The sequence below is a fragment of the Viridibacillus sp. FSL R5-0888 genome (assembly GCF_038009105.1).
GTDB lineage: Bacteria > Bacillota > Bacilli > Bacillales_A > Planococcaceae > Viridibacillus > Viridibacillus arenosi.
Map to the genome: position 1 here is coordinate 3,748,898 of NZ_JBBPAU010000001.1, position 14,986 is coordinate 3,763,883.

At 35.4% G+C, this 14,986-nt stretch carries 8 protein-coding genes and 1 riboswitch; of the genes, 4 read left to right on the forward strand and 4 right to left on the reverse strand.

Going from position 1 to position 14,986, the window contains the following annotated elements:
• Positions 1-7 precede the first annotated feature (7 nt).
• Together MKY02_RS18710 and MKY02_RS18715 are read right to left on the reverse strand one after the other, a co-directional pair.
• A complete protein-coding gene (locus tag MKY02_RS18710) occupies positions 8-1,000 on the reverse strand; it encodes an ABC transporter substrate-binding protein (protein ID WP_038179805.1) in 993 nt (330 codons plus the stop codon).
• Positions 1,001-1,104: 104 nt separating this feature from the next.
• Positions 1,105-1,214, reverse strand: a riboswitch (TPP riboswitch).
• Positions 1,215-1,491: 277 nt separating this feature from the next.
• Entirely contained in the window at positions 1,492-2,955 is a 1,464-nt protein-coding gene (locus MKY02_RS18715; RefSeq protein WP_235175675.1) for a hypothetical protein, read from the reverse strand.
• A 163-nt stretch (positions 2,956-3,118) separates the two neighbouring features.
• Between MKY02_RS18715 and MKY02_RS18720 the strand changes: the two genes are divergently transcribed.
• A complete protein-coding gene (locus MKY02_RS18720; protein WP_143691099.1) occupies positions 3,119-3,424 on the forward strand; it encodes a hypothetical protein in 306 nt (101 codons plus the stop codon).
• A 178-nt stretch (positions 3,425-3,602) separates the two neighbouring features.
• On the opposite strand, the gene MKY02_RS18725 is transcribed toward MKY02_RS18720, so the two are convergent.
• Positions 3,603-7,991: a S8 family peptidase gene (locus MKY02_RS18725; protein WP_143691100.1), complete on the reverse strand. Its 4,389-nt coding sequence runs from the start codon at positions 7,989-7,991 to the stop codon at positions 3,603-3,605.
• 1,725 nt (positions 7,992-9,716) lie between these two features.
• On the opposite strand from MKY02_RS18725, the gene sda reads away from it, so the two are divergent.
• Both sda and MKY02_RS18735 read left to right on the forward strand, forming a co-directional pair.
• Entirely contained in the window at positions 9,717-9,794 is a 78-nt protein-coding gene (gene sda, locus MKY02_RS22095; protein ID WP_412104674.1) for a sporulation histidine kinase inhibitor Sda, read from the forward strand.
• A 1,166-nt stretch (positions 9,795-10,960) separates the two neighbouring features.
• Entirely contained in the window at positions 10,961-11,932 is a 972-nt protein-coding gene (locus tag MKY02_RS18735) for a proline dehydrogenase family protein (protein ID WP_038179812.1), read from the forward strand.
• 29 nt (positions 11,933-11,961) lie between these two features.
• On the opposite strand, the gene MKY02_RS18740 is transcribed toward MKY02_RS18735, so the two are convergent.
• Complete coding sequence (locus tag MKY02_RS18740) at positions 11,962-13,284, reverse strand: helix-turn-helix domain-containing protein (protein ID WP_038179815.1); 1,323 nt, start codon at positions 13,282-13,284, stop codon at positions 11,962-11,964.
• A gap of 139 nt (positions 13,285-13,423) precedes the next feature.
• Here MKY02_RS18740 and pruA point away from each other — a divergent pair, with 139 nt between their 5' ends.
• Positions 13,424-14,971: an L-glutamate gamma-semialdehyde dehydrogenase gene (pruA, locus tag MKY02_RS18745; RefSeq protein ID WP_038179896.1), complete on the forward strand. Its 1,548-nt coding sequence runs from the start codon at positions 13,424-13,426 to the stop codon at positions 14,969-14,971.
• Positions 14,972-14,986: the final 15 nt, after the last annotated feature.

A 14,986-nucleotide genomic window follows, 5' to 3' on the forward strand; every position in this document is an offset into this window, starting at 1 on the left:
CTCCTCCTTATTGTGGTAAAAATTCGTTTGTGAACGCATTTTCAGGTTCGAATTTACCTTCTAATACGTTATTTTCACTCATCCAATTTGCATAGTTTTCCCAAACTTCAAGTTTCTGCTCTCCCCATTGTTTTGCATCATCTTGATATTTGTCAGCTAGCCATTGTTGGCTTTTCTTAACTAACTCTGCATCTAATTCTGGGGCAGCTTTTAGTAAAATATCTGCAGCAGTTTCTGGATCTTTTATAGCGAATTCATATCCTTGTGAAGTTGCTTTAGTAAATGCCTTCACTGTATCTGGATTACTTTGGATCATTTTTTCGTTAGTTGTAAGAACTGGAGTATAGTAATCTAGTTTGTCACTATAGTCTGTTAAATAGAGCATATTTATTTTTTCTCCACGCAGTTCCGCTTCGACACCTGTCCATGCATAGTAAATCCATGCAAAATCTACATCTTTTTTGACCATTGTAAAGAAGTCTGCATCTCCAGCGTTGATAATGTCTAGCTTCTTACTATCTGCATTCTCGATTTTCATAAGAGAATCAAGTACAGCTTTTTCGATTGGAGAACCCCAACCACCATAAGTCTTACCTTCGAAATCTTTTGGTGATCTAATATTTTTATCTATTGGGGAAGCAAAGCCCGATGTATTGTGTTGAATAATAGCTGCAATTGAGACTAGTGGAACTCCTTGGACTCTTGCTTGCGTAATCGATTCTTGCGCTGTAATACCGAATTCGGCTTTTCCTGAAGCGACTAGTTGATCTGCTCCTGTTTCACCTGGTTGAATGATTTCTACATCCAAGCCTTGATCTTTAAAAAAACCTTTTTCTTTTGCTACATACAAACCAGAATGATTTGTATTTGGTGTCCAATCTAAAACGACAGTTACTTTTGTTAATTCGTTTTTTGAGTCGTTGTCACTTCCTTTTGACTCATTTGATTGGCAACCTACTAAAGCGAATAATGCTACAAGGAGCAGCATACATTTTTTCATTTCCCTTGCCTCCATCTATATTATTTTGACAAGTTCCATGCAAAAAGAAAAACGCCCGGAACTATTCCGGACGTTAACATACACTCTAAAATTCAATGATACTCGAGATTTTAGCTGATGTTCCCTCCGCTGGTGTTAACCAGATCAGGTTCTAAGGGTCAGCATCTATCGGATACATTCTCAGCTGGCAACACCAGCCCCCCCACATTCTTGCACATATGAACTTTTCTCATCTATTATATCAAAAAAACAAAAGATTCCAATATTTATTTGGAAACGATTGTTTTTGGGTTTTGGAATTTGGTGGTTTCTCTTGGGATTGTTGTGTGTAGTTGGTGGTTTGTTGCTCTGTCTTGGGCGTTTATTGCGCTAACTCTGATGTTTGTTGCACTAACTCTGGTGTTTGTTGCGCTAACTCCAGTGTTTGTTATTTAGCAGAATATTCACGTCCTAAGTACTCTCTAATTGCTAACTACAATTTTATTAATAGATTATTTCGTTGGCAAATCTGCACCGAAAATCGAAACAGTTTGGCGATCTGGAACGAATCCATGTCCATTCCATTTTAATATTGTTTCTACATAACCCAAACCATCTGCATGGTATCTACCTGCGATTTTTTGGTACGCCAAAAATTCATAGTTGCCGTCCCTTGCGTAATCTATAGGATAGAATCCGCTAATTGGATCGACCCACCCTTGTATCGGTTCTTTAAGTGTACCGTCTGTATTATAAATTTCAGATAAGTATACTTTTCCTTTATATGTTAAATCTAAGATATATTTTTTCGCTGGATAGGAGCTAGTTACACTTGCTTTGTAATTATCGAGATAATTAACTTCATATTTTGAAAGTTCATTGTATGCTTCTGAGTCAAATACTTGGCGCATTTCCCCATTCACATATGTAAATATATATGCGAATATAATGCCGCCACTACCCCCTGAATCAATGACAACTAAAATGTCATCTACATGATTTCCTGTGTAATCCCCAAGCGATATAGTGGGGTTATAACCTGCATTTTCTTTTAACGGGATTTGTTCATAAAAATTCGTTCTTTCATTAAAAACAACTAAAGTAATGTTCTTTAAATACGGACTTCCTTCGGTTTTCTCACCAGTTAGAAGAATTGTATCAATTAAGCCATCTCCTGTGACATCACCTCTTTTTTTAACGATGACGGTTTGAGCGACCACTTGATGTTGCTTCAACTGATTTAAAATTTGTCTTCTTTTTTCTAGTAGGGTTTCTTTAGATGGATATGGTGAATTAAATGACAACGTTTTATCAATTGATGTAAGTGCCTGATCTAAATCTCCCGACTTCATCTGAGCATCTGATAAATAGTACCAATAAAAGGGATAATCATTATTCTTTAATAGATTCTTATAGTATGCTTCTACTTTTTTGAAATAATATGGGTAAACATCTTTTGCCTTTACAAATCCCTTACCATTAAAACGATAGACAGCTATTTTATAGGCCTCACCCGTATCATGAACCCAGAGAGCTAGCTCATATTTACCATCCGAACCTTCCGTACTTGGCATATCCTCTACTTGCAATTTACTATAGACCATATTATTAGTTGGTATATGGACAATACCTTTATTTGTCCATTGCAGTAGGTCTAACTTCGACCAAATACTACCTATTTGCCAACCCACAATTAAAGTATTAATACTATTATTTACTAATGGCACTGCTATTAAATTCGTTATTCCATATCCGCTTCCTTTAATGTCTGCTATCGGAACCCATTCATTATGTTGTTTCTTTAATATCTTAATATAATTTCGACCTTGATAATTGTAGGCTCCGATTAATTCTTCAATATGATCTCCATCTATATCTGCTAGCAGTATCGCCGGCTTTTTTTCAGGTTGATGCAATTCTAAAATGGTTGCCGTTGAAGGTAAAAACCTCATCAGTATATCTGCATATTCTTTCAATATCTCCCCACCTTTCAATCAATTATATGCATGCTTCTTTTAGATAATTTGCATCTTTATTGCACTTCTAAAGCGTTTTCACCTCTGAGGCATAATAATATCCCCTGACTCAATTGAATCAGGGGATGCTTTATAGTCGTATTAATATATGTGAAATCTATGTGTGCATGACTATCCTCGTTCTATTTTTATTACCAGCGGTTTCCGCGTTGAATTGGATGCCATGGATGCCACGGGTTCCATGGATTCCATTGTTGCCACGGAAACCAAGGTTGCCATGGATTCCATTGTTGCCAATGATGTCCCGGATGCCAGTTTTGACCGTGGTGCCAGTCGTTTCCTTGGTGCCACATGTTACCTTGGTTCCATTGCTGCCCACGCCAAAAATTTGAACTTTCGTTTTGCCACTGTCCTCCTTGAAAAGGTTGAACCATTCAATTTCACTCCTTTTTCTTTTCATTCTTTGTAAGATATGTATAAGGACACAAAATGGTCCGAAATAGTGATTAAAAAAAAGAGTTTCCTCTTTATTTTTGACTTTTTTAAAATTTTCAAAAAGATGTTATCACTCCAGCAAGATCAATTTTCAGAAAGATGCTAAAAACCCCCTTCTCAAAAGAGATAGGGGGTTCAATACTCAATAGCGTTTATTTCTCAACATTGATATACAGTTTACCCTTCGCTTCTTGACGTGTTTCATTTTTGAAATTGTCAACAGCTTTTACTTCGATTACTGCTCCTTTAGCTACTGTTCCTGATGGTACTGTCCAATAGCCTACGTAATGACCGTCTGCTTGTTCTGACATAGGAAGCTCAGTCGCATTTTGAATTTGTCCATTAACATTTGTTAGCGGCATATGGATGACGAAAGTAGCTTTTAATCCTGCTGCACTATCAAATTCAATTTTAACACTTTTCCCTGTTTCCAAATTAAGGTCTTCTACTGGTGTTAAATTTTCAATGACTGGTGCATCGTAATTTGCTGTGATGCTAATTTTCTTTGTTACTTTATTGTTCGCTTTATCGCTAGCTACTACTTTAATTTCATTTACACCATTGTCGAGAAGAATACGTTTTGAATATTTTCCGTTGACCACAGGTGCGTCTTTTCCATTTACACGGACCCAATCTAGATTCGCATCATCGACAGTACCTTCAACTGTTACTGACTCACGATTTGTTTTATCCCCGTCAAGCGGACTTTCGATTTTCAGTTCAGGTTTCATCGTGTCTAATACAACAGTGACAGCTTCCGATTCCCCTATTACTCGCTCATCAAGAGTTGCTACTGCTACGAATTCATTTGAACCCTCTGATAATTTAGCATCGATTGAGAATTTACCATCTGCTCCAACGACTGCCGTTCCAACCTCTTGATCATTTTGTTTTAATTTAATCGTTGTTGTCGGTGAAGCTGTTCCTTCGATTTTTGTTGATGCTTCATTTGTCACTGATTTTGTTGCTGGTGAAGTTATAACTGGCCCCTGTACTTCATAACTTACACGAGCACGAATCATGTAGTTACCTTCTTCAGCAGGTGATGGTGACCAAGCATCGGAAACACCTTGGTAGCTACGTCCCGCATTTTCTCCGCTTTCATCTGTTGCAAGTCCAGGTGTATTCGGACTAGCAAACGTTTGACGATATACCATGTAGAAATCGCCTTTTACAATAATATTGTGATCACTTAAATCAACAACTGTCCAATCACCATTACGTAGAGCTGTTGCATCAATCGGCCCCGCAATTTTCTTACCAGGTGATCCATCAGCTCCAGTCGCGTCCCACACTTCAACTGCGAATGCAGTACCACCTGGAACTGGCCATTCAGTGTCCCAGAATCGGAATACGCCATCAGTTACAATGCCGTTTTCCTTTCCTTCAGGAAGAGACATTTTCACCGCCCAAGCGTTTCCAGCTGCATTAAATGCACGTGCATTTTCAGGAGTACCATCATCATAGCCAATTTCGCCACCCGGATAAGTGTAGAAAGGTTTTAACTCAATATCTTGAGTCGTAGCTTGTTGGCCAATTTTAATAGTTGTTTCTTGGCTATAGAAGCCACGAGCAACAACTTTTAATGTGTAGTCTCCTTCATATGCAGTCAATGAATAGTTACCTTTTGCGTCTGTAGTAACTGGCGTAATATTGGCATCTTCAACTAGTAAGATAGTTGCTCCTGCTACGCCTTCACCTGTTGATTTGTCAGTGATTTTACCACTCACTGTATTTTGTGCAACTTCATTCAATGTGAAGTTTGCAGTTGCCATGCCATCTGCTTCGATCGAAACAGATTGCTGTTTAGATGTGAACCCATAAGCTTCTGCTTTCGCAGTGAATGTTCCGGCACCATGTGTTAATGAATATGAACCATCAGCAGGATTTGAATACACTGAACGGCCAGATTCAAGAATACTTACTTGAGCACCTAAAGGTAAAAGCGTTGGATTCACAATAGCTTCTTCTACCGATGGTTTTTCTTTTGTAGGCAATACCGGACGAATAGTCTTAGGATCAACCCACTCTTTCATAGCTTCTTTATCTTTATCTTTTCCTACATTTCCTTTGTTACTGCTATTTTTATCGCTAGCGTTATTAGATTTATTGCCATTTACATTTTTGTTTTTGTCCTTATCTTTAGACACTTTACCTGTTTGTGAGACATCCACTAACCCGATATCATCAATATACCAACCTTCTTTATTAACACTTCCATCAGAGAAAGCATTAAAACCAATGTAGATGCGTTGACCTGCATAAGCTGATAAGTCAACTTCTGCATTTTTCCAACCGTTTGAAGCACCTTGAACCATCATTACTTGTGTCCACTCTTCTCTATCTGTTGAGACAAAGACATGTCCATAATCCCAAGCTCTTCCCGATGTAGATTCCTCGAAGTTATGCCATTGTTTGAACTGTAAATAAGAATGGCCTTGTGGTAAATCAACTGGAGGCATCACGAGTGTTGCGTTCATTTGGCTGTCATAGTTACCAGCTAAATTTGTAGCATACACTTTTTCACCAGATGCAGCTTTTCCTGGACCAGACGTTGGTGTTCCCCACTCCCAGCTGTTTTTATTGCCAAACGAAGTCCAGCCAGTAGGTTGTTTTTCTAGGTTTTCAAAGTACCCTACTGTGATACCAGGTTTTACTTGTACTACATATTCTTCACTATTCACTTCGTTATTACCGAAGTCATTGACTGTCCACTTGTACTTGAATGAATCTACTTTAATCGCTTCACCAGGAATCGTTACACCGAACTCCCCTGATTTATAATCGCCTGATTTATGAGTTGCAGTAATTGCTTTCCAAGCACCATTAACGTCTTTGTAATTTAAGATAACAGATGAAACACTAATGTTATCTGTTACTGAAGCTGTCAAATCTAAATCCATCCCTGCAAATGCTTCTACAGGACTTTTATGTTTTAGTACTGGCGCTTCATTGTCATCACCTTGTTTTGTCACTTGACCTTTTAACGTACCTAGACCAGTAATTATTGAAGAAACTGCTGCCTGAGCATCTACTAATCCATAACCATAGCCATGATTTGGTGTTTGTGGATATTCAGAGTCAGTTAATGGAATTGCTGTATCAAGTAGAATTTGTTCCATTTCATCAACTGTTAAGTTCGCATTTACTTGACGAAGAAGAGCTAATACCCCTGATACCGCTGGGCCAGCCATCGATGTTCCATTCCAGCCACCTTCATAGCCACTACCTGGAACAGTTGATCGAATGTTCACACCAGGTGCTGAAATGTCTGGCTTGATTTGATCATATGGCGATGGTCCACGAAGTGAGAAACTTCCTACTTTGTTATTAATATCAGTTGCCCCAGTTGCAAATGCCTCTGGGTAATTAGCTGGTGCAGCAACAGAACCCGGTCCACCTGGATTCGTTCTCGTTGTGTTACCTGCCGAGAATTCAGGGAAAATTTCTGCAGCACGCCAATTGAGCACTACATCTCGGTACCATTCATCAAGACCTGGACCACCACCCCAAGAGTTATTCACAATATCAGGAGCCATATCAACACGTGCATTTCCATTAGCATCAGTTGGCGCTAGAATCCATTGTGCCGCTGCCAATAGATCCGCATCTGTACCACCTTCTGATGTAAATGCTTTGACCGCAATGTATTTCGCACCAGGTGCAACCCCAACTTGGTTAGATCCATTTGGTTCACTACCAACCATTGTTCCTGTTACGTGTGTACCATGTCCAATATCATCATACGGAGTGGTGCGTCCAACAGTTGCATCAAACCAGTTGAAGTCATGTGAAACTTGTCCATTAGATGCATTAAAACCACGATATTTTTGCTTTAATGCCGGGTGATCCCATTGCACACCAGTATCAATACTTGCTACCACTGTTCCTGTTCCATCAATTCCTTTTGCCCAAACTTGAGGTGCTTTAACACGTTCAACGTTCCACTCAACATTTGCAGTTTTTGATTTAGGTGCAGGAGTCTCTTTTGTCTTTGTTGTAAATAATTGACGTTTTTCATTTGGTAATACTTTTTCTACTTCTGCAAATGTCGCCACTTTTTCAGCAATCTCTTTTGTTGCCGTAACAGCCATCCCATTAACGATATAGTAAGATGTGATATCTTTTGCATTCCCTTTTTTCTCTTCTTGTTCAAGGAATTCTTTGACTGTTTCTTGTGATTCAAGTGAAGTTGCCTTTAAATCAGATACAACTGCAGATCGTTGAGCGAGCTTAGCTTGATGGGCCGTCATTTTATCTGCCTTTGCGTTTTTCTTCGCTTCATTAGCTACTTTATTTGCAGTAGATTTTTCCTTGAATTTGATAAGGAATGTTACCTTGTCATCATCTTTAAAATTATTGAGTAATCGATCGCTTAACTTGTCTTTCACGAGAGTTGTGTTAGAACTTGAATCTCTGAAAGATTGATGAAGCTTATCAGTCGTTTTTGCACTAGCAACATTTGGAGCGACTAAAGAAAATGCCATGAGTACAGATGCAGCGATGCTAAATGCTTTGACAGAACTACTTTTTTTCCTCATTTTCATTCCTCCCCTAATTTTATAAAGATATTTGTTTTTTGTTTGAAGCTGATAGCCTTTTTAAGTCACCAAAAAAAGACCAAAGAAAAACACCTTTGCCTCCTTTCCCAAACAGACATTTAGGTAAACAGAATCAATGGTGCTAAATATCAATCTCTAGTTGTAACTACAACTATATAAGATTACAATTCAAATTTTTGTCATTTTTTATCGATTTTTTTCTCCATTTTTATAAATAATAGTAATTTACTATTAGATTACAGGTCTTAAGTCCTCGAAAAATCATTTCAATGCTTTGTAGCTATTTATAAAAAGTGCGTAGAAATGTTGATGTAACAATATTTCTACGCATTTAATATATTTATGTTAAATTTATTAGATTTTCAGATTAATTGTAAAATGCCTAAATACACCTATAAAATAAAAAAGAGGGCAATATGTCTGTTAAATTTCAAAATCAATGAATAGTACTAAATAATTATCTCTATTTTTAATTTCGTTGTCTTTTCACTGTATATTAATTCCACATAAACTCTTGATAATAAAGAGTTATCACTACATTTTCATCCAAATCCATAAGGTCTTTATTTGCTTATTTTCATATTCATTAAAATTTGAAACATCAATTTATGCATTGCATTTTCAAAGGACTAATATCCTAACCACAATAAAATGAAAGGATAGCCTTAAAAACAAGCAATCCTATTTTTTTATCTAGGAATGCTAAAAAAAGATATAAGAACTCATTCAAAATTTATGTACAGATAATTTATAGATGAGGTAAGAGTCGATATTTATTTAATGGATAAACTCTACATTTGAAAAGACTCTTTATTTATTAAATGGATCATTTATTAATGATTTTCATGATATTTTTAAAAAAGAATGGGGATAATGCAATAAAAAACCCCCTAATTTTTAGATTAGGAGATTGTTTTAATACTGATTTCTTTACAATAACTTTAATTTGTTGAAACCTTAATTAAGCATGTCTATTACTCTGTAATTTTATTCAAGTAAACATTTTTCAATTGGTTTAATACTGGTAAAAAATAACCTCTTTCAACGTTTTAAAAAATAAATTAAAATCGACAGAATTTTACGAAAATTAATGTTATTTATGTTATTTGAACCTTAATAGGAATGGATATGTAGGTTTAATGCCTAAAAACAATGACTGTTGAGGAAAACATAAAAACCTTTATGCTAAAACCTTAAATTTTGTAATATTATGACTATTAATTATAATGAACATCTAAATTAATTATTAGCAGAATATTCACGTCTTACTATTAGTGAATTCTAGCGCTCAGCTAATTTGAGAACGTTTAATAACTCTATTTTCATGATTAAAAATTCCATTTAAGTTGTCAATTCAACTCGAAATACCAACGAAAAGCTGACAATTCAGAAAAATGTTTCGACAAATTTTAATTGTCTAGACAACTGTGGATAACTTTATGCACACTATACACACCGGCACTTCTATATTCCCCCAATATATCCATAAGTTAATCACAAATTATCCACCAAAACCTGTGGATAAAGGGGTGGTTGTTTTGAGCAAAGCAATTTGCTACATTATTTATAGCAAAGTTAACTATCAATATATTCCATCTTATTTTGATTTAGAACTAGACTCACAAAAATATGGAGGTGAACTAATTCGTGAGTAAATTATCAGACGATTTACTGATTAAAGCTTATGTTACGGCAACTACTAGCATGTTAAACCCAGAATTTATTTACTTATTAAAAATTGAAATTATGCGTCGCTCTCTAATTAAAAAAGTCCCGTGTTAAACTAATACAGCATTATAAAAATGTTGCGTTAGCTTTACTTATTCTTAATAGTCATTTCAATATAAGTAGCTATTTATTTCTTCGTTTGAACACCAAGTTAAATTAGAGATCCTTTTAAAGATCGTCATATATTTCAACTTTTAGATATACTTATAAAGTGACCTATTACCCTGTGTCCCATTATTGATAGTTTATCTGCTAATTATTCGGAAACTCATTAAAGATGGCACTATTTCCTTTGAAGATTCAAAAAAATAGTGTTATTAGTTGAAAATAGTGTTTCCAAGTAATAAACTTCATACAAAAGCGAAAATACGTAGAATGTATGGACTTGATAAAGATATCTGGACAATATTAGATTCAGCTACTATGTATACAAAATTGACAGAGTAACCTTGTCCTATTACCCTGTCAATTCTTCAAGAGCATTGTCTACTCATTTTAATACCTCAACATGAAACTGAATGACGAAAAACGTATGTATGTGCAGTTAGATTCAATCTACTCTTCTCTAATAATTTCAGATATAAACTAGCAAGATCTTCTTATAATTCCCCTTCCATAAATTATCCTTAAATAGTTTATACAAAAGTACTATTTCTTCTGTAACTCTTCTAATTTTTCTATTAATAAATTTTGACCTATTTATTTAAAAACATCCTTAATTCAACAGTCATATCAAATAAATCGTTATAGTCACGCTTATTTTTCTACTAATCCCCTACAAGTCATATCTATTGCAATTGGTTTCACGACCATACATAATTCAATACAATTTAACGGCTCACATTATTATATTAGTATCACATTATAAACTTATGTTTTCTGTAATGAATGAACTACTTTCTTTGATTTACTGAAAAATTTTCAAATTGTAGCAAATGTTTATTAATTTTATTGATTGCTAAGGTAGGTTTCAGATTCAAAAACTAACTAATATAAAAAAATGTATTAGTCTGTTTTGAAAAATCTTGTTTTTTACAAATTTATAATAGGGACTTACTTTATATATCTAATACTCTTATTTTATAACTATTTTTGATGAAATTTTTTATCTGAATTATCTCTTTTGTCAAAATTTATTTTAAAAGAAAACTCTTGCAATTTGAAATTTTATGATATAATCGCTTGGAATTTAGTTCACAAATGATGGGGAGAGATTTTTTATGATATTAAGAGACTTTTTTATGTATTTATCCGAAAATCGCACACTAAATGCAGCTGCTCAAAGATACGGTTTAAAGATGGGGGCACAAAGTGTAGTAGCCGGTACTAATATTAAAGAAACGATTGATAGTATTAAAGAATTAAATAATCATGGTATTGCATGTACAGTTGATAACTTGGGTGAATTTGTTTTTGAAAAATCAGAAGCTATCGCTGCTAAAAATCAAATTTTAGAATTAATTCAAGCAATTCATGATCATGGGGTAGATGCTCATATCTCTTTAAAACCTTCACAGTTAGGTTTAGACATTGATATTGACTTCTGTTATGAAAATTTAAAAGAAATTGTTGCTCTAGCTGATCAATACGGTATTTTCGTAAACTTTGATATGGAGAATTATGATCGCTTACATCCTTCTTTTGAGTTGATGGAGCAGCTAAATAATGAACATCAAAATATCGGTACCGTTATTCAAGCATACTTCCATGAATCTGATGAAAATATCGAAAAATATAAAAACTATCGTTTACGTATCGTAAAAGGTGCTTATAAAGAACCTGCAAATATTGCTTATCAAGATAAAGCTGAAATCGATGCAAAGTATATTAAATTGATTGAGTATCACTTACTGAATGGTAAATTCACTTCAATCGCAACACATGATCACCGTGTCATTAACCATGTAAAACAATTTGTTAAAACAAATAATATTCCAAATGATAAATTTGAGTTCCAAATGCTTTATGGTTTCCGTAAAGATATGCAACTTCAATTAGCAAAAGAAGGCTATAACTTCTGTACTTATGTTCCATTTGGTCGTGATTGGTATGGATACTTTATGCGCCGTTTAGCAGAGCGTCCTCAAAACTTAACACTTGTTACAAAACAAGTTTTCAATAAAAAAACAAATACTGCCATTGGCTTAGCTGCATCAGCATTCATCGTTGGTCGTCTATCAAAACGCAAATAAAAAAATCCCGCTCAAAAGGCGGGATTTTTTTATTTTTTCTCATCAGCATCTTTCATTCGCTTCATGCGATATTGTAAACTTTGTCTTTTCAAACCCAGCTCTTTTGCAGTTTTTGAGACATTACCACCAAAAAATTCAAGTGCCTTCACCACATAATAGTCCTCTACTTCACGGATATATTGGTCGAGTGGGCGGAGATCCTTAACTGTTTGAACGATAAACAATTCACTTTGCACATTATTTTCCTGACGATGAATATCTTGAACCTTCCATCGGAAATATGCTGGTAACATCTCATAAGTAATACTTTCCTCAGTAGTAATAAGAGATGCTATTTCGTCTAATAACACTTCTAGTTCCTTCAAGTTTCCTGGCCAGTCATATGACAAAAAGATTTCTTCCACTTCATCCGTTAGTCCCTGCACAAAAGAGCCAAAGTCTTGTCGATGTCTCGAAAAGTAATCATTCACAAATGGCATAATATCTTCTTTCCGTTCTCTGATTGAGGGAACACGGATTGTAAGTGATGAGAAGAAAAAGTATAAACTTTTCGATAGCTTACCATCACTAATAAGTTCAATAGGGTCTCCACCAATACTAGCTATAAAGACGTGATTCTTTGTTTCATGGATTTTCAATAATTCTACGATTCTTTCCTGTGCTGACATTGATAAATACTCAATCCGTTCACCGAAAAAAGTAATGTTATTATTTTCAGTTATATATTTTTCTAGTTGTGCAATTACTGCTTCTTCGTCTCTTCTGCAAATGAGTGTAATAAACTGCTCATTTGGCATTGAAAGTGAATGGTGTATTCCTTCAGCAATCATATCCTTACCCGTTCCTGATTCCCCTATGAGCATTACCGAAATACGGCTAGTCGCAGCTACTTTTGCTGTTGAAATTACGTTTTTCATTGATGCTGAAACAGCTGTAATTGTTTCAAATGTTAAAGGTTGACCATAACGTCGAAGTGGCTGATACATCATGAATTCTTGTGTAGAAATATCTCTAGCAAATTCTACTGCTCCAAGAATTCTCCCCTCTTTTTCAATTGGCAATATATTATTGATCGTCGTAATTTCCTGCCCTTTTCGATTCCAGAAAGTTTTTTTATGATTCCTAATCGGTTGACCTTTATGTAACACTTGTAGCAATAGACTCTCTTCAGCTTCAAAATTAATAATTTCCCTTGCAGAGCGTTTTTTAACCTCCACATCTGTTATACCCTCAAGCTCTTTCATTTTTTTATTATAAATTACCGGCATTCCATTGGCATCGATTGCACTAATACCGATATCACTCATTTCTGTAATAAATTCATACACTTGAAGCAGACCATTTAATTCCAATTTTATAGACCCCTTTAAGTTTTTTATAATTTTTCGAATATTTTTATTGTAATATGCCAAATGATATTGCATTATTATATATATACTTTTCAGAAAAGTGCAAACTCATTTTGCACCTTACAACTTAGGGGGAGAAAAAATAATGATTCCATACAAACATGAACCATTTACAGATTTCACTTCGAAAGAGCATGCAGATGCATATCAAATTGCATTACAACAAGTAAATGAACAACTAGGACAAGAATATCCTTTAATCATAAACGGTGAAAAAGTAACAACTGAGCAAAAAATCTCATCTTACAATCCTGCTAAGAAATCAGAATTAGTTGGTGTTGTATCAAAAGCTGACCAAGAATTAGCTGAAAAAGCAATGCAAGCTGCACATACTGCCTTTGGGGAATGGCAATATACTCCAGCTGAAGTAAGAGCTGATATTTTATTTAAAGCAGCTGCAATCATCCGCCGTCGTAAACACGAATTCTCTGCTTGGTTAACATTCGAGGCTGGTAAACCATGGAATGAGGCTGATGCTGATACTGCTGAAGCAATCGATTTCCTTGAGTATTATGGTCGCCAAATGTTAGCGATTAAAGATGGTCAACCAGTTGAAAGTCGCGTTGGAGAATTTAACCGCTATGACTACATTCCTTTAGGTGTTGGTGTCATCATCTCTCCTTGGAACTTCCCATTTGCAATCATGGCTGGTACTACGGTAGCAGCAGTTGTTACTGGTAACACTGTACTTTTAAAACCTGCTTCAACAACACCGGTTGTTGCTTACAAATTCATTGAAGTATTAGAAGAAGCTGGACTTCCAGCAGGTGTTGTTAACTACATCCCAGGTTCAGGTGCTGAAGTTGGCGATTATTTAGTAGATCACAAGCTTACTCGTTTCATCAGTTTCACTGGTTCTCGTGATGTTGGTCTTCGTATCAATCAACGTGCTTCTGTAGTAAATGAAGGGCAAATTTGGATTAAACGTGTTATAGCTGAAATGGGCGGTAAAGATACGATTGTAGTAGATAAAGAGGCTGATTTAGAATTAGCTGCTCAATCTATCGTTAAATCTGCATTCGGCTTTAGTGGTCAAAAATGTTCAGCATGTTCACGTGTAGTAATTGTGGATGAAGTTTATGATGAAGTAGTAGCACGTGTTGAGGAATTAACAAAAGCATTACAAGTCGGTAATCCTGTAGATCCTACTAACTATACTGGACCAGTTATTGATGAAGCTGCATTCAATAAAATTACTAGCTACATCGAAATTGGTAAAGAAGAAGGTCGCTTAATCGCTGGAGGTACTGCAGACCAATCAGAAGGCTATTTCGTTCAACCAACAGTATTTGCTGATGTATCTCCTGAAGCACGTATTATGAAAGAAGAAATCTTCGGACCAGTTGTAGCTATTTCTAAAGCTTCTAATTTCGAAGAAGCAATCGCAATTGCTAATGACACTGAATATGGTTTAACTGGAGCTGTCATTTCAAAAAATCGTGCTAACATCGAATACGCACGTCAACGCTTCCATGTTGGTAACTTGTACTTCAACCGTGGCTGTACTGGTGCTATCGTAGGATACCAACCATTCGGCGGTTTCAATATGTCAGGTACAGATTCAAAAGCTGGCGGTCCTGATTATTTACAACTTCATATGCAAGCAAAAACAACTTCAGAAACACTATAATTTTTTCTAAAATAT

Coding starts and splice junctions, on each gene's coding strand:
- MKY02_RS18710 (WP_038179805.1), bottom strand. CDS start 1,000: ATGAAAAAATGTATGCTGCTCCTTGTAGCATTATTCGCTTTAGTAGGT.
- MKY02_RS18725 (WP_143691100.1), bottom strand. CDS start 7,991: ATGAGGAAAAAAAGTAGTTCTGTCAAAGCATTTAGCATCGCTGCATCT.
- sda (WP_412104674.1), top strand. CDS start 9,717: ATGTTAAACCCAGAATTTATTTACTTATTAAAAATTGAAATTATGCGT.
- MKY02_RS18735 (WP_038179812.1), top strand. CDS start 10,961: ATGATATTAAGAGACTTTTTTATGTATTTATCCGAAAATCGCACACTA.